The organism is Microcoleus sp. BM001215392 (genome assembly GCF_036700185.1).
Lineage (GTDB): Bacteria > Cyanobacteriota > Cyanobacteriia > Cyanobacteriales > Microcoleaceae > Microcoleus.
The window spans coordinates 1-23,385 of the sequence record NZ_JAUBOJ010000064.1; the positions used below are offsets into that span (position 1 = coordinate 1).

Below are 23,385 nucleotides of genomic sequence, written 5' to 3' on the forward strand. Positions count from 1 at the left end.
CCATAATTTTTACTCAGCGTTAGCTGAGTAAATTTGTGCTTAGTCTAAACTCCAAAACTAACCAACTCGTAGAAACCCGGTTTCTAGCCGAAGAGTGCACAGTCTGAACTAAGAAACCGGGTTTCTTTGTGGATTTATTGTTACTAAACCCAAAAACTCGTAGAAACCCGGTTTCTAGCCCCTCATGTATAATTCCTGTAACTTTGAATTTCTACGGACATCCCAGACTTTCTCGCGTAGAAACTCCCGTCACTGGATTGACACCATCTGCTTTTTCGCACATCATTGTTACTTGATAAGCATCGATAATTGCGTCGGTAAAATCAGCCCCGGAAATTGCAGCATCAAAAAACCGAGTTCGAGTCATAATTGCTTCGGTGAAATTAGCATTCGTCAAATTAGCGCCGTCGAATGTAATTCTATCGGCCAAAGCACCGGAGAGATTCGCGCCTGACAAGTTAGCATTCAGCAACACTCCCTTAGTCAAAATCGCATTGGTTAAATCAGCGCCTTGAAAGTTGGTGCCCCGCATCTCGGCAGCGACGAATGTTCCGCCCGCTAAGTCAGAATTGGAGAAATCGCGATCGGACAAGTTAATATTTGTGTAATTAATATTTGTTTTTGGCAGCGCAAATGCCGGAGTAGCACTCAGCAGCACCCAGCCAAAGGCTAACACTACACTTATAATTAGGCTCAGGACTATTCGGAATACACTTTTCATGATGATGAGAATTGGGAATGGGGAATGGGGCATTGGGCATTGGGAATGGGGAATAGGGCATTGGGCAAACAGGGCATTGGGAAGAAGGGAAAACAGGGCATTGCAAGCAACAAATAACCAATAACCAATAACAAATAACCAATAACAAATAACCAATAACCAATAACCAATAACTAATGACTAATTAAAATCGCTTTACCAAATCTTCGCCGACGCGAAGCGTCAAGTCAGATTCAATTTCACCAGTAGAAGATGCTTCTATTTTACCGTCGCCTAGGGCTTTTTGCAGAAGATTTGCTGCTTCTAAATCGCCTTGCTGTACAATAATTTGACTTTGACGTTGCTTGTCGGGCCAATCTTTGACTACAGATATATTATCAAAGCCTTTTTTTCTGAGAAATTCAGCGACGGTTTTGGCTGTTTTTGGGTTGCTAGAAGCATTTTGGACGGCGATTTTGAGACTGCTGGGTGAAACTGGCTGGCTCGGATTGCGAATTCGCCCTTGTGCAAAATCAGCGGCGCCTTGTTTGAAATATTGTGTCATAATTCGATCGCGCCCAGCAGCACCGACAATCCAATAACTCCTCAAATCCCCTTGTGCTGAGCTAGAGCGTCCCGGCAACATCACCATTTTAAAATTATCTCGCTCCAATTGCAAACCGAAATTTGCGATCGTCAATATTTCCTCAAAATTTAAGTTTGTATCTACATATTTTTGCATCAATCGCACAATTTGCGGCAAGCGCACCAAAACTGATGGACTTGCGAGGCGGTTGCGAATAGCTTGAATTAACGATTGCTGGCGCCCAATTCGCCCGATATCTCCTAAACCGTCGTTGCGAAATCGAGCAAATTGTTCTGCTTGTTCTCCGCTGAGAGTTTGCCATCCCTGTGCTAAATTGATGCTTAACTTTTGGGCGGTATCTTTATATGACATCGCGCGAGGTACAAATACGTCAACTCCGCCTAACAAATCGACCAATTCCCGAAACGCACCGCTGCTGACTCGCACGTATCTTTCTATTGTCAAATTGTTCAGCATACTGCTAACCAATCGCACCGCCAAAGCTGCTCCTCCTCTAGCGTTGGCTTCATTAATTTTGCTGAAGCGAATGCCGGGAATTTCGACTTTTGTATCTCGCGGAACCGAAAGCAAATTAATAGATTTCTCTCTAGGGTCGAGGTGGAATAAGAGTATTGTATCGCTGCGACCGTTAAAAATCTTAGGGGAATTTGCGGCAGCTTTGGGCACGCGGTCAATTCCCAGGATCAATATATTAACAGGCCGCGACAGGCGGTATCCCTGACGGTTGGATGTATAGTTAAAGCCCGTAGCGTCTAGGACTCTGCTAATAATTTGCGGTTCCACCGGGGCTAAAAGGGCGGTAATTGCTCCGATTCCTGCGGAGATGGCGGCTGTAAAAATTAGCAAAAATAGCCCCAGTATACATAATGCTAATTTGGGATTTTTTCTAGATTCGCGATCGGCTGGTTTAACAAATTTTCTTTTAAAAATTGACAAGTTTTTCATTTACTTGCTGTTGATTATTACATTTTTTCAGCTTTGCAATAAAACTTGGGGGGCGCTTCTTGAAAGTATTTGAACAAAGCCGGACACAGCCAGCCTTCCATATTTTTCGCTTCCCACCGATACCAGTTACCGCCGTATTCTGCTTTAAACCACACCATTTCTGCTTGATATCCGGGAAATGGATTGGCTGAAAATAATAGTCGGAAACCTTGAGCGGCATTGGGAATGTCTGCGACAAGCGCGTTAATCATTTCGGGGACGCCCTGAACAAATGGTTCTCGGACAAGTCCGGCTCGCTCGTCGTCAAAAACCCAGGTGTACTGTTCGCGATAGGGGAAAATTACCATCATGGCGTTTGACATCGAATTCTCCTTTTTTAATTTCCTGTGTTTGGGCGGGGAAAATGCCTGTCTTGATACATTATATTCGGTGGCGCGGAAGTTGTGTAAAATCCGATTTGATCGCCCTTTTTTAATACATATTTAAAAAAATTGCTACAACTCTTAATCTGATGCCGATTCTTAAAAATCGCCGTTCCCCGCACCGAACACGGCAATGTAGTATCCCTACAGATGCTCGCGTGCTATCTATAGGTTGCCAGATTTTTGATGCTTGGTATTCGGGGATTTATTTTAGGTAAATAATTGCTATTTTAAAGACTGTTAAATATAATTTGTTGCAGGATTTATGACTTAAATATGCCTAATTTTATAACGATTATTAGGTTCGTAGTAAGGACTTTAGTCCTAATTTTTTATTGATGGGAAAGGACTGAATTCCTCACTACGAACCTAATAGAGAGAGGACTGAAGTTCTCACTACCAACCTAATAGAGAGAGGACTGAAGTCTTCACTACGAACCTAATAGAGAGAGGACTGAAGTCCTCACTACGAACCTATGGATTTTGGTAGTTGAGTCTTAGGTTTTTTGGGTGGAATTTCCCGCTGAAATTCCTGTTAGCTCAACTAGGGCTTTAGCCAAATATTCATATTGTGGCAAACTATTGTAAAACTGAGCTGAAATTCTCACCAGCCTCTTGCTAGAATCGGGCCAAGGAATGACCGGCACTTCTATTTTAAAAATCTGCCACAGCACCTCTTGCAATGGTGGAATTCCACCCGTTGCAGCGGCGTCAGGCTGTTCGTCGGCTAGTGGTATAACAGCCATGGAACCTACCATTTCATCCGGACAAGGCAGCGGCAAATCTAATTTATCTGCCAATATTTCTCTCCCAGCCAATGCTAAAGCATGATTTTTTGCCATCAATTCCGGCCAGCCGCCACTCAACAAAGAACCCATGAAATCAATGGCTACAGGTACGCACAAATAGGGACTTGGATCGACTGTTCCCATCCAGTCAAATTCTAGTTGAAAGCGCGATTTGTCGGCGCGCGGTGAGTTGGCGCCGTGACTGATGGTAGTTGGCCGAATGCCATCTTGTTTGTCGCGCCGCACGTACAGAAAAGCTGCACCTTTCGGCGCGCACAGCCATTTGTGGCAATTTCCAGTGTAGTAAGCTGCACCAATTTCTGCTAAATTTAGCGCTACCATTCCCGGCGCGTGAGCTCCGTCTACTAATACGTCTACGCCGCGGTTTGCTAATTCGCCGACTAACTGTTTGATGGGAAAGATTAAACCTGTTTGGCTGACAATATGGTCGAGTAAGGCTAATTTTGTTTGCGGGGAAACGCACTTAATTATTGCTTCAATAATTTGTTGGGGCGATTCAATGGGAAATGGTATTTCTGCTACTATTACTTTAGCACCTGTCCGCTCTGCGATAAAATCAAGTGTGTTGCGGCAGGCGTTGTATTCCTGATTTGTGGTTAGCAATTCGTCGCCGGGAGTAAAAGTGAGCGATCGCAAAACTGCATTAACTCCCGTCGTCGCATTCGGCACAAATGCCAACTCTTCCTCGCGCGCACCAACAAATGCGGCTAGTTGATTTCTAGCATTGTCTAACAGCGGCTCAAATTCTCGCATTAAAAAGCGCAATGGTTCTCTTTCCAGTTGTTCCCGAAAACTGGTTTGTGCTTCTAGTACGGGAATCGGACAGGCACCAAATGAGCCGTGGTTGAGGAATGTTATTTCGCGATCGAGCAACCAATATTCGTTAATCATTAGGAAGAAGGAAGTTCGGCAGCGGATTGTGTAACGGATGTAACGGATGTAACGGATGTAACGGATGTAACGGATGTAACGGATGTAACGGATATAAAGGATGGAAGTCCGAAGTCCGATGGAAGCCGGAAGAGGAAAACAAATATTACCAATTACCCATTACCAATTACGCATTACCAATTACCGATTTTAATTGCTCAAATTCTTCTAGTGTATTGCAATTTGATAACATTAGTGCTTCTCGTTCACCTACGGGTAGAGGGATTGCTGGGATTTGATTTAACCATTTTTGAAATGAACGTCCCCCTTTGTCAATAAAATTTTGCAAGCTGGGCAGAGATTGTTTGCGGTAGAAGCCGCATAATGGCTCCCAGCGCGAATTTTGATAGGGTACAACTGCTAGGGTAGATGGGGGAACACCTGTTAGCTGATTCGCCCAATTCTGGATAATTTGGGCATCTAATAAGGGCAAATCGCAAGCTAACAGTAAAATCCACTCGGCTGAAATGTCCGTCAGTCCTTGAGTCAATGCGACTAAGGGCCCGGAGCCCGGATTGTACTCTACCAGAAATTGGGATGGTTCGGTTAAGGTCGATCGATAGCGATCGCGCCAAGCAGTCAAAACATACACTTGTGGGGTTAAGGTTGCAGCAACCTCGCACGCCCGCTGTAACAGGCTTTTACCCTCAATTTCTAACAGAGCTTTATCCGTACCCATTCGCGAACTTTGACCGCCTGCGAGCACTATTACTGCAATTTTGTGGTTAGTCATTAGTCAGTTGACAGTTGACAGTTGACAGTTGACAGTTGACAGTTGACCGCTTGACAGTTGTCAGTGGTCATAAAGAATAAACATTTCTCATTTTAGGGTGCGCTAGGCGCACCACACCAGATTAGTCATCCTTAAATTAAAGAACTAACGGCTTTGCTAACTTCCTCTAGTTTTTGCACGACTTCACCGCTGCTTAATAAATTTTCCGCTTCAATTAATCCCGAGTTCATATCCACACAAACTCCGCTGCGCCACAGATAAAATCCGCCGTTCCAGATGGCAGACTGCATCAATTCTGAGGGTTTACCTAGCAACACTTCTTGCATTTGTTTGAATAACTCAGATGCTGATTCAAACGGGGGATTTGTGTTGCTAAAACCGTAATCTCCGTGGGATAAAAGCACTCTCTCGAACTCGGCACCCGGTTTAGCAATGCCGATAATTGCAGTCCGATCGCGCGGCAAGTCGCAACTGCCCTCCAATCCCTTGACTGTGGTATAATTTTTGACTCCCCGCAACTCAAAGGCTGCTTGAAACATACCTTCTGTCGGCGGGTGCACGTAGCCGGAGATGACGTTAACGTCGCCGCCGCAGGGACACCACATCAACTCCATTGTCGAAAAAGGCGGCCGTTTGCCGATTTCGCGGCGGTAGGGTACTAAACTCGCGGCTTGAGGAAAATGCTTGGGAAGGTAAATAAAACCCAAACCGGTATTGTCAAAAACTTGCTGGACTTTTTCTAAATTAAGTTTTCTCCAGTCAACTCCCAAACTGCGCCAAATTTCGATTAGGGGAATGCCTTCTTTGGTTGGCATTGTCTCCCCTCCGTGCATTACGGCTGGGACGCCAAAGGCGGCTAATATGAGGGCGGTGATTGGGCTAATTGGAGCGGTGCGCGATCGCCCGTCGTAGGCTACGCCAAATACGGCAACGCTGGAGACGGCAAATCCTTTTTCTCGGTTGGGAGGGGTAAGCATCGGCCCTAATTCTTCGTAAGCATCCAGCATTCCGGCTAATTCTTCGCCCGTGGGCCGTTTGATGCGGTGGGAAATCATGAAAGCTCCAATCTGAGCCGGTGTGGCTTCTCCTAGCAGCATCATTCGGGTGGCTGCTGCTGATTGCTGGCGAGTTAAGTTTTCTCCTGTGTGTACTCCGCTGCCAATTTTTCGCAGCAATTCTCTAAATGCGTCACTCATAATTCTTGAATTTGGTTATTGGTTATTGGTTATTGGTTATTGGTTATTGGGCATGGGGCATGGGGCATGGGGCATTGGGCATTGGTCATTAGTTATTAGTTATTAGTTATTAGTCATTGGTCATTAGTCATTGGTCATTAGTCATTGGTCATTAGTTATTGGTAACGCCCTAAAATCTCAAATCGAAAAATCTCAAATCTCAATTATAAACAGGTATTAATTTCCGGATTTTACTACTTTGATCGCATCACATGGTGGCACAAGTTCCCGTACTAAATTCCAGAAATGGGCGATCGGCGGAATTTGCATTCGATCGTGAGTTGTTACCAACACTACTTCGCGAGTCCAAGTCGGATCGATCGCCGATTGTCCGATCGCCGAAACCTTGGAATTTGCGCGCTCAAGAGCGATCGACCGAATTGCTAAAGTGCGATCGCCCCTAGCGTCTAGCAAAGCTGAATGCGGCAGCAAAGCAATCAATTCTCCCTGGCGCACCACACCCCGAAAAGCATCGAGAGTGTTGAGTTCCAAAACAGCATGAAGTTTAGCACCCATGCGTCCAAATTGTTCTTGCACCATGCGCTGCATTCCGTACCCGTCCTTAAACACCACTTGCGGATAACAGATCAATTCCGGCCAAGGTACTCGATCGTACTGGGCCAGGGGATGATTCGCAGCCATCAATACCTCGATCGGCTCATTGTATAGCACCTCTACCAACATTTCCGGGCCTTGAGTAAAATAGCGGTTGTTCATCACCACTGCGATGTCCACCAAACCGTCTTTGAGGACTTTCAGAGCTCGATCGCTCCCCAGGGATGTCACCCGCAACTGCACCTGAGGATAGTCGCGACAAAACCTTTGCAGCACAGGCGGCAAATAAGCAGCGCAAACCGAGTGAATCGCAGCCACGCACAGTTCCGGCTGCTTTCCTGCGCGCAAGTCTCCCAATTCGACCGCAGCATTTTTCCAAGTTTGACAAATTTTGCGAGCGTGAGGTAGCAGGCGTTCCCCTCCCACAGTTAGCTTGGCGTGGGCGGTGCGGTGAAACAGCGACAAACCCACTTCCGCTTCAAGTCCCTGCACTTGACGGCTAATAGTCGATTGGGTAACGCCACACCTCCGGGCCGCTTGCTGAAAGCTACCAGTCTCAGCAACTGAAAGAAATGCTTGAAGCTGCTCTAAGCGCATGGGTGTTTAATTCGAGATGGTTTTAGAAATTTTACTGGGAGATCGTCAGAAACATTAACCGATTTATTATAAAAATTTAGTAGATTTTGATACAGGTGCAGATTAGTTTTGATTCCCGGGCGAGACGATCGGATGCTTGGCTGTACGAATCAATTTGCGATCGGCCCGATTTTCGATCGTCAAAGTAGATGTCGATTCTCCTATATTGAATTAATTTCTGAATCTGCTTGCCGGAGCGCCAAACTGATTTAATCAAAATTAATTTATCGAATTTTGCGAGTTAGCAGCTAAACAGTTTCAATGAACTGCACCCTCGCAATTGCTACATTAATTGCGCTAAATAGCTGGGTTTTGCCCTCAGCTTTTAACTACAAAACTAGCAGAGATTTTTATTTTTGATAGCGCATTATACTACCTGATTATCCCTAAGGTTGTCAATAAATGTACGAATATTGCCACTTGGTTAAAACCTGCCATGAACTTTCATCCCCGGACTAAAGTCACTGTGGTTTTCGGTTTTTTTGTGTATAAACTAGGAATTAGCGGGTCAGCAACACAAGTGCAAGTAGGATCGATCGCACAGGAAAGCCGAAATGCTGGAATTTCTTAAGATTATGTCATTTAACCACAATTTTATTGCCCAAGGTGGATTTGAACAGTGGCAACCGCAGTTAATGGGACTGCACGCAGCTAGCGATTTGTTAATAGCCTTGGCTGATTACTCAATTCCAGCGATGCTGGTGTACTTGGCCGCCAAGCAGCGGGACACGCCTGCGAGCAAGGGGTTGGTCCTATTGGGAGCCTGGTTTTTGTGGGGTGGGACAACTCATCTGATGCAAGTTTGGATGCTCGTGCACCCCAGCTACGGGCTGTCAAGTTTGCTCGCAGCCGTTACCGCTGTCATTTCTTTGTGGGCTGCGGCACAACTGATGCCTTCGCTTTCTCAAGTGTTGGCTTGGGGTGAGGCGACACCATTAGCAGCAAATACGGTGCTGGAAAGTCAAAAGGTCGATCGCTCGCAAGCTAGCTGGGAAATTGAAAATCCCGCCGCCTCAAGAGCCACCGAACTCGAGCCTATTAACCAGCAATTGCTCTCCGAAATAGCGCAGCGCCAGAGAGTTGAGGAACTCTTGCTGGAAACTGCCAACAAGCTGCAAGCAAGCGAAGAACGCTTTCGCACTTTTCAGGAATTATCCCTAGACGGATTTAACGTGTTCGCCAGCATTCGCGAGGAATCCAAAATTGTCGATTTTGAATGGGAATACGTCAATCCCGCTGCGGCAAAAATTCAGCAGAACACGCCGGGCGAATTAATCGGCAAGCGATTGCTACAAGTGCTTCCCGGTCATCAAGATAGCGGTTTGTTCGATCTTTACGTGGAAGTTGCAGAGACAGGAACTCCCCTCGATACGGAGATTTCTTACAACAGCGAAGGCATTGTCGGGTGGTTTCGGATTATGACGGTTAAATTGGGCGACGGGATAGCTATTGCTTTTAGCGATATTACAGAGCGCAAGCAAGTAGAATCATCTCTGCGCGACGCGCTGCAAAAACTAACTTCTCATTTTGAAAATACGCCCCTAGCGGTGATTGAGTGGGATGAAAAGTTTTGCATTAGCGGGTGGTCTCCGGCGGCACAAAAGATTTTTGGGTGGAACGCAACAGAAGTTTTAGGCAAGCACTTTAGCGAATGTGATTTTATTGGTGACGGCGATGTAGAAGATGTACAATCGGCAATTTATAGTTTGAAAAACCAGCACGAGCGCTGCAATGTAGTTCGCAACAGCAATTATGAAAAGTTTGGCTCGTTGGTGCAGTGCGAGTGGTACAATTCGGCTTTTTACAGCGATTCGGGACAGTTGATGTCGATGCTGTCTCTGGTTTTGGACGTGACGGAACGCTTTAATTTTATGGAAGTGCTGCGACAGTCTGAAGAGCGGTTTCGGATTGCTGCTGAAAGTGCCAGCGATTTGATTTATGAATGGGATATCGAGACCGGCATCGTGCTGTGGTTCGGTCATGTAGACGAACATTTGGAGTACAAAAAAGGCGGATTTCCCAGGACGAGAGCAGCTTGGAACAGTATCTTGCATCCGGAAGACCGATCGCGAGTCCAAACCGCGGTCGATCGCTATTTAAGCTCTCCAGACAGTTCTGCTATCGCATTTGTTGAGGAATACCGCGTGCAGTGCCTCTTGGGCGGCTGGCTCCACTGGATCGATCGCGGCAAAGCAGTGCTCGACAAACAAGGCAATCCCTGGAAATGGATCGGCGCAATTAGCGACATCAGCGATCGCAAACAGGCCGAAGAACAGCGGAATCAAGCTTTGGCCCGGGAACAAACCGCCCGCCACGAAGCCGAAGCCAGCGAACAGTTGTACCGCGTCCTCGCTGAAGCCATCCCGCAAATAATTTGGACTGCAAGAGCAGACGGCTGGATCGACTACTACAACCAGCGCTGGTTTGAATACACCGGCATGACCCTAGAAGAAACTCAAGGCTGGGGGTGGCAGCCAGTGTTGCATCCAGATGACCTGGAAAATAGCCTGGAACGCTGGAATCATTCGGTACAGACGGGGGAGACTTATGAGGTGGAATACCGCTTTAAACGCGCATCTGACGGGGCTTACCGCTGGCATTTGGGGCGGGCAATGCCCGTGCGGGACGCTCTGGGGAACATCCTCAAGTGGTTCGGGACTTGTACTGATATTGACGATCGCCAGCGATCGGCCGCCACAGCCGATTTCCGCGCCCGAGCCTTGGCTTTGCTGTCGTCGGCTTCCCTGAATTACCAGGAGGCGCTGCAAGGTTTGGCAGATTTAGCGGTGCCGGAGTTGGGGGATTGGTGCTGCGTGCATTTAATCGAGGCTGACAGCTCGATCGGCTTGCAAGCAGTTGCTCACTCAGATCCGAGCAAAGTCTCTCTGCTGTGGGAAATCGACCGCCGTTTGCCGGTAGACCCCCACGGACGCTACGGAGTAGCCAAGGTGCTGCGGACTGGGGAGTCGAAACTCTACCCAGAAATACCTAATTGGGCGATCGAGGCGGTTGTTTCAGACAAAACTCTGCTCGAAGCGTTCCGCTCCCAAACCGCGCTCTCGGCAATCTGCGTGCCGCTGATCGCTCGCGGGCGCACGCTGGGAGCGATTTCGCTGCTGTGCGGGGAGTCGGGCCGACGCTGCGGCGAGGGCGATTTGGTGTTGCTGTCGGATTTGGCCAGGGATGCGGCGGTGGCGATCGACAATGCGCTACTTTACCGGGAAGCAGCCGAGGCGAATCGGATTAAAGACGAGTTTTTGGCAACGCTTTCTCACGAGTTGCGGACGCCTCTAAACGCCGTGGTGGGCTGGGCCCAGATACTGCGCCAGCGCAATTTGAGTCCCGAAAAAACGGCTGTGGCTTTGGAGACGATCGAGCGCAACGGGCGCTTGCAGACTCAGATGATTGAGGATTTGCTCGACGTGTCCCGCATTGTCAGCGGTAAAGTGTGTTTGAAGCTGTGCCCGGTGAATTTGGTGCGGATTGTCGAAACAGCGGTGAAGGCCCTGAGCCCTGATGCTGAAACTCGGGGAGTTGAATTGGCAATTGTTGGTGGTGAAGAAGCCAGCACTTTGAGGGGCGATCCTACTCGTTTGCAGCAGGTGGTGTGGAATTTGGTCTCGAATGCCATTAAGTTTACACCGCCGGGAGGTCGCGTTGAAATCAGGCTCTCGCAAGAGGGGGAACCGCGATCGTCTGGTAGTCCCATGTTGTCTTTGTCTCCGGTTCACTCTATGGCGATCGCCGTTAGCGATACCGGAATTGGCATCAGCAAGGAGTTTTTGCCGTTTGTGTTCGATCGCTTCCGCCAAGCCGACAGCAGTCATACACGCAATTACGGCGGGCTGGGAATCGGATTGGCGATCGTCCGCCATCTCGTGGAACTGCACGGCGGCACTGTCTGGGCCGAAAGTCCCGGCCACGGACTCGGCTCGACTTTCGGCTTGCGATTACCTATTGAGTACAGTTAAAGTTTTGAGTTTTAAGTTATCGAGGTGCAGATCGGATGGCGGTTGAAACCGCGCCTACGGAGACACTCACGCGCCGGACGGCGGTTGAAGAGTGAGGAGTTGAAATTACGTTATCCTCTTTTAGATTAATTTTGGTTGTATCGCAATGATTTAACCGCTCTTGATGCTCTTGACGCGGAGCCAGGGAAGAGAGATGAATAATTCCTCGGCTTGACGGAATTGATATTAGTCCGCGGACATCGTTTGTTTGGCGTGCGAATTCCATTCCCCGTCTTTTCTATAGCAACCGACAAAGCTGTTAGGACAGAGATCACCTCACGAAGAGAACCCGAAACCCCTCTACCCTAAACGATTTGATTCCCATATGTAACTGTCAACTGTCAATTGTCAACTGTCAACTGCTCTAATTCTCCTGCCATTCTTGCAGGGCGATCGCAATTCCCTGTTTCAATCTTGGTTCGAGACTTTCCTGCTGAGCTAAACTTACTAATTGCTGCCGAACCTCCCCCCCACCCAGCCGTTTAAGTGCTGATAAACTATGCAGTATCACGCTGTTATCGGCATCTGCTAACAGTTGAATCAGCACGTCGAGCGCTCTGATATCTCCTAATTGTCCTAAGGCTAAAGCTAAAGATTGTTTGATTTGAGCCGACTGCACTGCCGGATAATTGCCCTTTACTAAATCGATCGCAATTTCCGCAGCTTTGGCTTTTAATTCCGGCTTTTCCACTCGCCCTAAAACAGCGACAATCTCTTGACAAACAGCAAAATTAATGTTATCTATTAATCCGTACTCGTCAGTAATTTGTATTGAATTTTGATTGATTAATGCCCTGCTTTCCAAACCATTGGACGATCGCCCAATCAGCGCAGTTTGCAAATATTCTAAAGCGGCTGTGGTTTCACTCCAGCCTAGGGCGCGCACAGTTTCGATTTGCAATTGTAGGGGAGTTGCGGGCGATCGCAGCAATTCAAATAAAGCAGCCGCCGCCGCATTGGTTTTCAGCCGCCCAAGAGCGATCGCAGCTTCCTGACAAACTTCTAAACGAATATCCAAAAGCAAAGGTTGAAGCAAATTAACTAAATCTAATTCTGCATCTAAATAAGCGCGCACTCCCAGAGCTCGCACAGCTTCTTTTCTGACTGCTGTCGCCGAATCTTTGAGTGCACTTACCAGTACCGGCGGAATCCGCGAGTCGTGAAAGCTGCTCAGAGCCTCGATTGCAGCCACCCGCACCGCAACTTGAGAGTCTGTGACTACGCTTAAGAGCGGTGCTATAGTTTCGGTGCGCCGAATTTGCGCTAGGGCTGCTGTAGCAAACTGTCGCGACTCTTGCTGCTGTAGGAGAGTTGTTAGAGATTCTATGGCCCTGGTGCCGAAATTTCCTAGGATTTCGGCGGCAATTTGGCTCAATTCTGCATCGGAATTTTCGATTAATTTTACTAAAGCTTGCATCACTTCCGGGGAATCGAACTTTCCGAGGATGCGGGCGGCAAACCACCGGGGCTCTGTGTCTGCGTCTTCGTCTTCGAGCAAGGCGATTAAAGGTGCGATCGCACCATTTCCCAGATTCGGCAATACTTTAGCAATTTCCCAGCGGTCTTGAAAATCCCCCAATTCTAAGGCTGCGATTGCTAAACTGACAGCTTGCTCTAAAATATGTTCTTCCGGCTGCTGGCTACCGTTGGCTGTCACTTGCTGCAAGCATTCGACTAAAAGAGGCCAGTTTTGGCGATCGGCAGCCGCTTGGGCTTGTTCTAAAATATTAGACATAAATTTAATTGAGCTTCAAGAAGGTAGATGACAGATAGCGGAGAATGCCAAATACTTTTCAGCAATCTTTTGCTACAATTATGAATTATTTGAGATAATTGTCAATCCATCACCTGTGGTAAAATGTAATTAAAGCATTAAATTCATGCACTTAACTCATCCACTTGTAATATCGTTAATTATTAATTACAAATTACAAATTACAAATTACCAATCACCGATTACCAATTACACATGAAAAAAGCTCTGCTTTTAGTAAACCAGCACTCCCGAAAAGGGCAAAATTTATTATCTCAAGCCACAGCAGAATTGCAAGGAATAGGGTTTGAGTTAATTGTAAAATCAACAGATCGTGCCGACGAACTTCCCGAAACAATTCGGCGCTACCAAAATCGAGTCGAATTAGTAATCATCGGCGGCGGAGATGGAACTCTCAACAGCGCCATCGAAGGTTTAATAGACACTAAATTGCCCTTGGGTATTTTGCCAATGGGAACAGCTAACGATTTAGCCCGCACTCTCGGAATTCCGACAGATTTAGGCGCCGCTTGTCAAGTAATTGCCAGCGGAAAAGTTCGGCTCATAGACTTGGGTTGGGTAAACGGGCAGCATTTTTTTAATGTAGCAAGTTTGGGCTTGAGCGTGCAAATTACCCAGCGGCTGACTAAAGACGTAAAGCAGCGCTGGGGAGTTTTAGCCTATGCTTTTACTGCTTTACAGACACTTTGGTCAGCGCGACCATTCCGAGCCGAAATTAGAGTAAACAACCAATCTTTTAATGTTAAAACTATTCAAATTGCCATTGGTAACGGTCGCTATTACGGCGGTGGCATGAAAGTTGCTGAAGATGCCACAATCGACGACAAGCGACTAGATTTGTACAGTTTGGAAACAAAAAACTGGTGGGAAATCATTGCTTTGCTTCCGGCTATGAGGCAAGGAAATCATAACAGTTGGCCAAACGTTCGCGCCTTGCACGGTCAAGAATTCGAGGTGAATACTAGCAAACGTCGTCCGATTAATACCGACGGTGAAATTACCACTCACACCCCTGCAAAATTCCGAGTAATTCCCCAAGCTTTAGCAGTTATCGCTCCTTCATAACTCACAACTCATATATCAGATAAGACGGCGGTTGAAACCGCTTCTTGTCAAACAAAGTCCGCCTCCGCGGACTAAAGAAGATTAACTGGTTAAACTGCTTGGTCTTCAACCCGCTCCCGTCGGGTTTTGTCTGTATAGACGCGGTTTCAACCGCCCGATCTTCTACAAACCACATTACCGAGAATCAATAATCGCCTCCAGCACCGTATTTCCAGGATTCAACCAATCGGTGAAAATAGTATTGTTGTTGAACCCCTAAATTTTTTACCTGCGGTTCTACCGCTTTCCCTAAAGGCTGCAATCCCGTATAAATTCCTAAATTTACATAATGAACCATCCAATCCAGCAAATTAGCTATTCCCACCTGTGGAATAATTTTCATCACTAATCCGGGATGGCTGATTGCTGTTTTAAACAAAGTTTTTGACAAAGCCGGAAACAGCACAATATCCTGAAGAAACGGTTTGAGGACTGGTTCTCCCAACTCTTCCATTACCTGAAAGACAGCAGCCAAAAGTTCATTGATTTGATTGGGGTCTATTTTCTGATTCATCGCAGCACTCATCGAACGCTGAAACAACCAGGTGACAGATAGATTCGGCTGGTACGGTTGCAAAAGTGCGAGGGAATTTTTGTCTAAACTTTCGCTTGTCAAAGCTTCCTCAATTCCGAGAGTCAAGCGTTTGAGGTGGCGCACCATGGCGCCAAAACCGCCGAAGCTGAGGGGCGATTGGCTACCGCTGCTGTCTCCGACTGGAAGTATCCGATTCCAACCAGTTTTTAGAGGACTTTGGCGATAGCAGGGAAAAAAACCATAGAGTGCTCTTTTAAATTTTAACTGTTCGAGTTCGATGTTTTGATATTTCGGAAGCAAGCGCAAATAGTCTTCATATAATGTTTCTAAACTGAATCTTTCTGTGTCGGCGTCTATGTAGGTAAATAAGTAAGTGGTGCGCCCGTCTCTGGCGGGAAATGCTTCCCAAAAATATTGGCATTGATTTTGCATTGGGGTGAAGGATGCAAATATATCGCCGGTCTCGTTTTTGGGGTATCCTTGGGCGCAACTCCCCACGACTAAACATACGGCGTCGGGTTTTTTACCTTGTCTGGCTTGGCGCACAATGGGGGAGAAATGTCCCATTGCGTCTAATAACAATCTAGTTGAAAATAAAGAATTTTTAGTATTTTCGGATTCTACTATAACTCCGTTGGGGTGAATTGTAGCTGTTTTAAATGGTGTGTTTTCAAATAGTTTTCCTCCTGATTGGATAAATTTTTGTTTGAGGGTTTCGAGGAGGTAAATTGGGTCGATCCCGATGTTTAGTACGTCGCGCACCCAGATGTCGGGGGTGTTGGTAAAGCTGATGCGGGCTGGGTTGTATTCGGTGGCTATTGCTTTGTCTATCTCTTCAGCAGTCAGCAAATTTAGTTCTAAAAATGCGTCTAATTCTTTGCGCGAAATGTTCCATTCTTGTTCGCGCCCTCGCAAAATGCCGCGTTCGAGTAAGGCTACTCGCCAACCGCGCACGGCTAAGGCTGTACCGATTAATATTCCTAGGGTTCCGCCGCTGATAACTATGTCGAAGTCGAGGGTTTCTAAGGGTTGTTGGCTGTGGTTGACGGCTGCGGGTGCTGGTGCGGTGTTTTGTTTGAGGTTTTCCCAGAGTCGATCGACTATTTGGAGGCCTCCAAGGGCGTTTCCGGGCACTTGGGAGAGGATTTTTTCGGTGAGGGACATCGGGTTTTAATATGGAACAGCGGTTGATTTTATCTAATTTAGCTTAAATCAACATTTCGGACAGTTTCAGGGCTGATGCGCATGGGGCGAGAAACCTGGTTTCTAGGAATTTTGCGCGAAGCAAGCATAAATCTACGAATCAACCGGGTTTCTACTCGGTAGGGTGCGTCAGAAGCGTATTATTTTGGTGACAAACCAACAATCTCACACCTAACGCACGCCCCAAATCAAGGCTGCGTCAGGTGTGAGACTTTCTGTGGTGATTGAAAATGTCACACCTGACGCAGCCTACTATTTGCGATCTGGCTTAATCACGTGCGCTTAATTCTTGAACTCGCAGCCGATCGCACAAAATTCGCTCGCACACAATACCACCAGTTTCTACACTCCTGCAAACTTCTAACTGAGCTTGCGGCAATGCTTCAAACATAAAACGTTCTCCGGGAAACACCGTCCGCTCAAAATACCAATTCGGAATATTTGTAATCCGAGCAATTTGTATTTGGTTAGTAGTATTGAGATACCAACACAAAATACGCGCTTCACGTTCCGAAATTACTTGAGTAAGTGTCATATTCATGTTTTTAACTTGTTTGTGAAATTGTGCAAGCTATCTGTCAGCCGCCTCAGCCTAATATATATCAGTTCCCCTGTCAAAAGCAAATTTTTTTCCGACATTCTTTAGATTAATTAATAAATGTCTATGAGGAAATATTGGCGCCTTCTGCGTGTTCCCAGGAAGGTGCAAAAGGCGGCAGTGCTAAACTGCAAGATTTCCATCCTCCTCGCACTGGTGCGCTTAACAATTGACAGTGACCCACTGCACCTCTTTGCATCTTGTAGTGACCGCAAAATTTACACTTAGAAGTCTGATTGCAGCCGCGATCGCTAATTACTAGATTGGGATTGCTGTGAATGTTGTGGCGTTCGAGAGTCAGGGTTTCCATTAATATCTTTTTAAATCGTCACTCTCAAGTATGACAGCCGGATTTCAGTCGCCGCGTCTATCTCAAGGCTTAGTTCGTTGTTTAACTTTTGTTTAGGGATCAATATAAAACATATTATTTTTGACTTAATAAACTTAGGGAGCAATTTAATTTTCTTATTGTCGAATTGCTGGTTGTGGCTTGACGGGCGATCGCCTTACCTAAAGGTATACTTCCTCAGACATAAGCTAATTATCCTCTCCTAACTTGCTGAACAAGTCGGCTAAAATTGTATTAGAAAATAAAAAACCTTCGGGATCGCTCAATCTAAAATTTCCCGAAAGCGGCAGTTTTTCACCTTCGGCTAAAGTGGCGATCGCCCCCTCAGCATTCACAATTTGTACCCATCCCTGCCGCCAGTAGGGCTGCAAACAATCCCAAATTCGATCGACCGTTTGCTGAGTAAACTTTTGTGTCAGCGCCGACAGGCTAACTCCTGCTGCTAAACGCAAACCCAGCATCAGGGTTTCTAACAACACATCATTTTCTGAGACTTGAAAATTTTGCTCGCTTTCAGGCTCGATATCTGGCTGAGTTTCCCCCTCCAGCTTTGGGGTATCACCAGAAATAACGGGAGAAAGATGTCGCACCCACTGATAATATTCTTGAGTTTTGCGAGGTCTTGTCACCCTCCGCCCTTGCACGTAACTCGCAGCCCCCATTCCTAAACCGTAATAAGGGCGATTTTCCCAATAAACGCGGTTGTGGCGGCACTGATAGCCCGGCTTAGCGTAATTAGAAATTTCGTAATGTTCGTAGCCAGCATCGGTCAAAATCGATCGCGCCAAACGGTACATAGCAGCAGCAGTTTCCGGAGCTGGTAGCGGCCGGGCGCCAGACTCAAAGTAGCGCCCAAAAGCAGTTCCATCCTCAACAATTAAGTCGTAACTCGACAGGTGAGTCGGGCTAATTTCCACCGCCGATTTTAGGGAAAACTCCCACTGTGCTAATGTTTGGTGTGGCAGCCCGGAAATTAAATCTAAACTGAAATTGACAATCCCAGCCGATCGCACTATTTCTACGGCTTCAAAAATTTCGGCCACCGAGTGCGATCGCCCGCAAGCTTGCAGCAATTCATCCTGAAAAGCTTGTACTCCCAAACTAACTCGATTTACTCCCGCCGCTGCATATCCCCGCAACTGTTCTAAAGTAAACGTTCCCGGGTCTATTTCTATAGAAATTTCCGCCCCAGCAGCAATCCCAAATTTGCTGTCAACAGTCTCTAAAATATGGTTTAACTGACTCACAGAAAGCAGCGAAGGCGTGCCACCGCCAAAAAAAACTGTCTTTAGAGATGCGCCTAAATTTTCAGTTGCTTCAATTTCTTGACACAGGGCGGCAACATATTGCACAATTGTGCCGGAATTCTCGCCATTTTTGCGATCGCCCACCACAAAAACCGGAAAATCGCAGTAGTAACAGCGGCGGCGACAAAAAGGTACGTGCAGGTAAGCCGAACTGGGCCGGCCAGAGTTTAATAGTTGCACGCTTTTTTTGAATTCAAATGTTAAATAATCTGTGGTAGGGTTCATTACATTTTCTGCCAAAAGTGCAAGTTCAATTCTAAAGTTTTAATTAAACCGTTATAAATAATTATGTATATTGTGACATTTTATTGGCAAGAATGCGGTGCGAACGATCGGCTATTTTAGTTTAAAATTGCAGCCGCCGCGATCGCCAGTAATTCCCGAACAGCGCGCAGGGCGGTCTATTTGTACCTCGTGCCTGCCCGCTAAGGGACTCGCTAAATGCGGCTGTAGCTCGATCGCATATCCCCCAGAGGGTACAAGCGCGAAATATAAGTTTATGAAAATTTCTGAGTAAAGATAGCGATATCCGATCGCAACTAAGAAAAAACGATCGGCGCGGGAAAGATATAATGTAAACAAATTCATTAACCTAGAACTAATGCTAGACGCAATCATAATTATCTCATTCATAATCGCAGGCGGAGGCATCGGCTATTACGGAGTCGAGCTGCTGCCAAACAACCTGCTGGAGCAAGTTACAAATATACAAGGCCTAAGTTCGGTACTCGGCTCGTTTGGAGCATTAATCGGCTTCGTGCTGGGATTAGTGGCTCAAACAACCTATCGGCGGGTAGAAAAGCAAGTGCGCGATATGCCGGTAGAAATGCTGCTGACACGGGCGATCGGTTTAATCATCGGGCTGCTAGTAGCGAACTTAATGCTGGCTCCGCTGTTTTTGCTGCCAATTCCCCGCGAGTTCGGCTTCATCAAACCCCTAGTCGCAGTTTTGGGTAGCGTCATGTTCGGCTTCACAGGCGTCAGCTTGACAGACACCCACGGCCGCGCTTTCCTGCGCCTGATCAACCCCAAAAGCTTAGACACGGTATTGGTAGCCGAAGGAACTTTCAAAGCAGCCTCTGCCAAAGTTGTCGATACAAGCTGCATTATTGACGGCCGGATTGAAAACCTACTAGAAACAGGCTTTCTCGAAGGTCAAATTATTATCCCGCAATTCGTGCTGCAAGAACTACAACTGGTAGCTGATTCCGCCAACGATCAAAAGCGAGTGCGCGGGCGCCGCGGCTTAGATGTACTCAACCGCATTAAAGAAACCTATCCAGAACGGATTCAAATTCACTCGGCCGACTACGAAGATATTGCCACAGTCGATGCAAAATTAGTCCGATTCGCTTTGGATATCGACGGCATTTTGCTCACCAACGATTACAACTTATCGAAAGTAGCTACCGTCCAAAAACTGCCGGTTTTGAATATCAACGATTTGACTCATGCAGTGCGCCCCACTTATTTGCCGGGAGATACGATCGAACTAAAAATCCGCAAAGAAGGCAAAGAACCATCTCAAGGAATCGGTTACTTGGATGACGGCACCATGGTAGTAGTAGAAGCAGGTAGCAGCTATGTCGGCGGCGAAGCCCGAGTCGTAGTCACCAGCGCCCTGCAAACCAGCGCAGGCAGAATGATTTTCGCCCGCCCTCAAGAGTCCGCTATTGCTTGAAACTGAGTAACAATGGCCAGAGGAATCAGAATCAAGTATTGCGATCGCTGTTCCCAATCTGCCCCGACTCTCTACCGCGCCCGGTATGACGAGTCGGGGCAGTGGTTTTTTCTGTGTCTTAAATGTTGGGAATCGGTAAGTAAAAACAATCCTTTATACTTCTACGGCGGCACTTGGAAAGCCAGCAAAAAAAAATAATCAGCTTCTTCTTCTTCTTTTCTCTTCCTTCGCGTACTAGCGCTTACGCGCCGCTTCGCGTACTGCGTCTTCGCGGTTAAATCATATCCTAATTCCGCATTATTCCAGTAGTTCTGTGGGATAATTAAAATCAACCAATGCCGATCGCATCTTCATACAAAGCCTCGATCGCACAGCTAAGATTAATGCTAGAAAACTGAACTTCTTGCCCTTGAGTGTAAGGATAAAGCACCCACAAACCCTCAGCATTCCGGCGAAAACACTCTACACTAACTCTTTCTTGATTGATTAACACATACTCTTGCAAACTTTCGGAAGTACGGTAATCTGCAAATTTATCGCCTCTGTCAAAAGCGGCTGTTGTCGGCGATAAAACTTCCACAATTAAGCAGGGATAGATAATGAAATCTTCATCAGCATTTTTGTCCCGTTCATCACAACTCACCGCTACATCGGGATAGTAATAGAAATTTGATGCCTCAATCCGAACTTTCATATCTGCCATGTAAGTTATGCAGCCACTTCCCCGAAGATGATTTCTCAAAAGTGCAAACGCATTTCCCGAAATGATGACATGAGCTTTGCTGGCCCCTGCCATAGCATAGATTTCACCTTGTCTGTACTCGTGTTTGATGGGGCTGACTTTCTCACCTGCTAAATAATCTTCAGGAGAAACGTAGGTGTCGCTTTTACTTGCAACCATATAATTTTGAGGTTGGTGAGGATTACACAATTATAGCCGTAGCACGGGCTTCCGGCCCGACGCCATCGCCCTTTTCCACCTTTGGGCCCTAAGTTTTAACGCCGGCGCGGACTCGGCAGCCGATTTGCGCTATTTTGCGGTTGCGGTTTTTCTTGCAGCTTCATCGTCAAACTCACCCGCTTTAACTTTTCATTCACCTCCAAAACCCGCACTTTCACAACTTGTCCGACTTTGACAATTTGTGTGGGATCGTCCACGAAGCGATCGGCTAATTGAGAAACATGAACCAAACCATCTTGGTGCACTCCCACATCCACAAAGGCTCCAAAGTTAGCTACATTCGTGATGATGCCTTCCAATTCCATCCCAACTTGCAAGTCGGAGATTTCGTTAATTCCGGCTTGGAAAGTGGCATATTTAAACTCGGCGCGCGGGTCTCTTCCGGGTTTTTCGAGCTCGGAAATAATGTCACGCAGTGTTGGTTCTCCGACTTTTTCTGTGACATATTTTTTAATATCTACCGTCTTGACTTTTGCCGATATTTGTGTTATTTCGGTCAGCGGCAAACTTAAATCTTTGGCGATCGCCTGGACGACAGGATAACTTTCAGGATGAACTGCTGTATTGTCCAGCGGGTTTTCGCCGCCGCGAATGCGAAGAAATCCGGCTGCTTGTTCAAAAGCTTTTGGCCCGAGTTTGGGAACTTTCAACAGTTGGCGGCGGTTCTTAAACGCCCCGTTTTCGTTGCGGTAATTAACGATATTTTTGGCAACTGTTGCTGTCATTCCCGATACAAAGGTCAGCAATTCTTTGGAAGCTGTGTTTAAGTCAACTCCGACGTAGTTAACGCAACTTTCGACTGTTTCGTCGAGTTTCTTTTTGAGCAATTTTTGGTCAACGTCGTGCTGGTATTGACCGACTCCGATCGACTTCGGGTCGATTTTGACAAGTTCGGCTAAAGGATCTTGCAAGCGCCTACCGATGCTGACGGCGCCCCTGACGGTGATGTCGAGATCGGGAAATTCGGATCTCGCCACATCACTCGCTGAATAAATCGATGCGCCGGATTCGTTCACCATAACTTTAATCGGTTTTTTGTCCATTTCGGCCAAGACTTCCGATACAAAGTCGTCGGTTTCGCGGGAAGCTGTACCGTTGCCGATCGCGATTAATTCAATTTTATATTTTTCAATCAAATGCTTGACAATTTTACCAGCTTGCTGTCTCTGGCCTGCGGCTTGGTGGGGGAAAATGGCTTGATATTCCAAAAACTGCCCGGTTTCGTCGAGGGCGGAAACTTTGCAGCCCGTGCGAAATCCCGGATCGATCGCCAGTGTGGGCTTCATTCCCGCCGGCGCCGACAGCAGCAACTCGCGGAGGTTGGTTTCAAAGGTGGCGATCGACTCGATATCAGCCTCGGCTTTGTGGTGCGATCGTACTTCCGTCATCAGCGAAGTCTTCATCAGGCGGTTGAAAGCGTCCTTCAAGGTCGATCGATAAAACTCCTTAACTTCAGGTATCCTAGTTTTAATTTCCTGAGATTCCAAATAAGCCATCACCGCCGATTCATCAAAGGCTAAATCTAAATCTAAAACCCCCTCGGTTTCCCCGCGAAACAAAGCTAACATATTGTGCGACTGAACATTTCTCGCAGCAACTTGATAATTGCGGTACATTTCAAATTTCGTACTTCCTTCCGGGAAATCATCTTTAATTTTCGAGACAAAAACCCCAGTTTTCATCAAGAACTCTCGCAAATAAGCTCGGTATTCAGCTTTTTCTGAAACCGCCTCTGCCAAAATATCCCCAGCACCTTTGACAGCTTCTTCTGCTGTCTTCACTCCCTTTTCTTCCGAAACATATTTAGCGGCTTCCGCTTCGATATCCGCTGGTTTAGCAGTCGGCAAATTCAGACACTTCATAAAAATTGCCAGCGGTTCTAAACCTTTTTCTCTGGCAATTGTCGCCCGAGTCCTGCGCTTGGGTTTGTAAGGCAGATACAGGTCTTCGAGTTCATTTTTCTGCAAGCACGACTCGATTTTGGCTTGCAATTCGGCCGTAAGTTTGTCCTGGGAGGCGATCGTCTCTAAAATCGACTTTTTGCGGTCTTCAATTTCCGTCAAATATGTGAAGCGATCGGAAATGTCCCGCAACTGAATTTCGTTCAGCAAATCGGTGCGTTCTTTGCGGTAGCGAGCAATAAACGGAATAGTTGCGCCCTCGGCGAAAAGTTCCAGAGCATTGTTGACTTGAGAAAGATTGATAGCAAGTTCTTGAGCAATCAGTTGAGGAATGTTGAGCATAGTACAGAAGTTCGAGTCAATTACTGGCGGTTAATAAATTATTTATGA

Annotated in this window: 21 protein-coding genes; 5 read left to right on the forward strand and 16 right to left on the reverse strand. The window is 46.7% G+C overall.

The features are described 5' to 3' along the window. Positions 1–211: 211 nt before the first annotated feature. The 8 genes from QT974_RS10140 to QT974_RS10175 all read right to left on the reverse strand — a co-directional run bounded on the left by QT974_RS10140 (position 212) and on the right by QT974_RS10175 (position 7,789). Positions 212–721, reverse strand: a complete 510-nt coding sequence (locus QT974_RS10140; protein WP_333468359.1) for a pentapeptide repeat-containing protein — start codon at positions 719–721, stop codon at positions 212–214. Between the two features lie 184 nt (positions 722–905). Continuing rightward, positions 906–2,252, reverse strand: coding sequence for an LCP family protein (locus QT974_RS10145; RefSeq protein ID WP_333468360.1), 1,347 nt, complete (start codon positions 2,250–2,252; stop codon positions 906–908). A gap of 17 nt (positions 2,253–2,269) precedes the next feature. Beyond that, positions 2,270–2,614 carry a DUF6717 family protein gene (locus QT974_RS10150; RefSeq protein WP_333468361.1) on the reverse strand — a complete coding sequence of 115 codons (345 nt, stop codon included), beginning with the start codon at positions 2,612–2,614 and terminating at the stop codon, positions 2,270–2,272. Between the two features lie 557 nt (positions 2,615–3,171). Continuing rightward, positions 3,172–4,374, reverse strand: a complete 1,203-nt coding sequence (locus QT974_RS10155; RefSeq protein WP_333468362.1) for an aminotransferase class V-fold PLP-dependent enzyme — start codon at positions 4,372–4,374, stop codon at positions 3,172–3,174. A 166-nt stretch (positions 4,375–4,540) separates the two neighbouring features. Then, on the reverse strand, positions 4,541–5,146 hold the full coding sequence (locus QT974_RS10160; RefSeq protein ID WP_333468363.1) for a molybdenum cofactor guanylyltransferase: 606 nt from the start codon (positions 5,144–5,146) through the stop codon (positions 4,541–4,543). A gap of 131 nt (positions 5,147–5,277) precedes the next feature. After that, entirely contained in the window at positions 5,278–6,342 is a 1,065-nt protein-coding gene (locus QT974_RS10165; protein WP_333468364.1) for an anthranilate phosphoribosyltransferase family protein, read from the reverse strand. Positions 6,343–6,558: 216 nt separating this feature from the next. After that, positions 6,559–7,533: a LysR family transcriptional regulator gene (locus tag QT974_RS10170; protein WP_333468365.1), complete on the reverse strand. Its 975-nt coding sequence runs from the start codon at positions 7,531–7,533 to the stop codon at positions 6,559–6,561. Positions 7,534–7,609: 76 nt separating this feature from the next. After that, complete coding sequence (locus QT974_RS10175) at positions 7,610–7,789, reverse strand: hypothetical protein (protein ID WP_333468366.1); 180 nt, start codon at positions 7,787–7,789, stop codon at positions 7,610–7,612. A gap of 219 nt (positions 7,790–8,008) precedes the next feature. Here QT974_RS10175 and QT974_RS10180 point away from each other — a divergent pair, with 219 nt between their 5' ends. After that, positions 8,009–8,143 (forward strand): hypothetical protein, encoded by a 135-nt coding sequence (locus tag QT974_RS10180; protein ID WP_333468367.1) that lies wholly within the window; start codon positions 8,009–8,011, stop codon positions 8,141–8,143. Beyond that, positions 8,127–11,543, forward strand: coding sequence for a sensor histidine kinase (locus tag QT974_RS10185; protein WP_333468368.1), 3,417 nt, complete (start codon positions 8,127–8,129; stop codon positions 11,541–11,543). Before QT974_RS10180 ends, QT974_RS10185 begins: the two co-directional genes overlap by 17 nt. A 403-nt stretch (positions 11,544–11,946) precedes the next feature. Here the strand turns inward: QT974_RS10185 and QT974_RS10190 are convergent, their stop codons facing one another. Further along, a complete protein-coding gene (locus QT974_RS10190; protein WP_333468369.1) occupies positions 11,947–13,317 on the reverse strand; it encodes a HEAT repeat domain-containing protein in 1,371 nt (456 codons plus the stop codon). 234 nt (positions 13,318–13,551) lie between these two features. Between QT974_RS10190 and QT974_RS10195 the strand changes: the two genes are divergently transcribed. Next, positions 13,552–14,421, forward strand: coding sequence for a lipid kinase (locus QT974_RS10195; RefSeq protein WP_333468370.1), 870 nt, complete (start codon positions 13,552–13,554; stop codon positions 14,419–14,421). Between the two features lie 184 nt (positions 14,422–14,605). Here QT974_RS10195 and QT974_RS10200 read toward each other — a convergent pair whose 3' ends face one another. From QT974_RS10200 to QT974_RS10220, 5 genes are all read right to left on the reverse strand, one after another. Beyond that, a complete protein-coding gene (locus QT974_RS10200) occupies positions 14,606–16,159 on the reverse strand; it encodes an FAD-dependent oxidoreductase (RefSeq protein ID WP_333468371.1) in 1,554 nt (517 codons plus the stop codon). A gap of 307 nt (positions 16,160–16,466) precedes the next feature. Next, entirely contained in the window at positions 16,467–16,739 is a 273-nt protein-coding gene (locus tag QT974_RS10205) for a DUF1830 domain-containing protein (protein ID WP_333468372.1), read from the reverse strand. Between the two features lie 121 nt (positions 16,740–16,860). Then, entirely contained in the window at positions 16,861–17,106 is a 246-nt protein-coding gene (locus tag QT974_RS10210) for a hypothetical protein (protein ID WP_333468373.1), read from the reverse strand. A 227-nt stretch (positions 17,107–17,333) separates the two neighbouring features. Further along, entirely contained in the window at positions 17,334–18,677 is a 1,344-nt protein-coding gene (gene hemW / locus QT974_RS10215) for a radical SAM family heme chaperone HemW (protein ID WP_333468374.1), read from the reverse strand. Between the two features lie 111 nt (positions 18,678–18,788). After that, positions 18,789–19,040, reverse strand: a complete 252-nt coding sequence (locus QT974_RS10220; RefSeq protein ID WP_333468375.1) for a hypothetical protein — start codon at positions 19,038–19,040, stop codon at positions 18,789–18,791. Positions 19,041–19,053: 13 nt separating this feature from the next. Between QT974_RS10220 and QT974_RS10225 the strand changes: the two genes are divergently transcribed. Together QT974_RS10225 and QT974_RS10230 are read left to right on the forward strand one after the other, a co-directional pair. After that, positions 19,054–20,133 carry a PIN/TRAM domain-containing protein gene (locus QT974_RS10225; RefSeq protein WP_333468376.1) on the forward strand — a complete coding sequence of 360 codons (1,080 nt, stop codon included), beginning with the start codon at positions 19,054–19,056 and terminating at the stop codon, positions 20,131–20,133. Positions 20,134–20,145: 12 nt separating this feature from the next. After that, the gene (locus QT974_RS10230; protein WP_333468377.1) at positions 20,146–20,331 is read left to right on the forward strand and encodes a hypothetical protein; all 186 of its coding nucleotides are present in this window, start codon (positions 20,146–20,148) and stop codon (positions 20,329–20,331) included. Positions 20,332–20,461: 130 nt separating this feature from the next. On the opposite strand, the gene QT974_RS10235 is transcribed toward QT974_RS10230, so the two are convergent. Further along, positions 20,462–21,034 carry a Uma2 family endonuclease gene (locus QT974_RS10235; RefSeq protein ID WP_333468378.1) on the reverse strand — a complete coding sequence of 191 codons (573 nt, stop codon included), beginning with the start codon at positions 21,032–21,034 and terminating at the stop codon, positions 20,462–20,464. A 95-nt stretch (positions 21,035–21,129) separates the two neighbouring features. Beyond that, positions 21,130–23,337 (reverse strand): Tex family protein, encoded by a 2,208-nt coding sequence (locus tag QT974_RS10240; protein WP_333468379.1) that lies wholly within the window; start codon positions 23,335–23,337, stop codon positions 21,130–21,132. Positions 23,338–23,385: the final 48 nt, after the last annotated feature.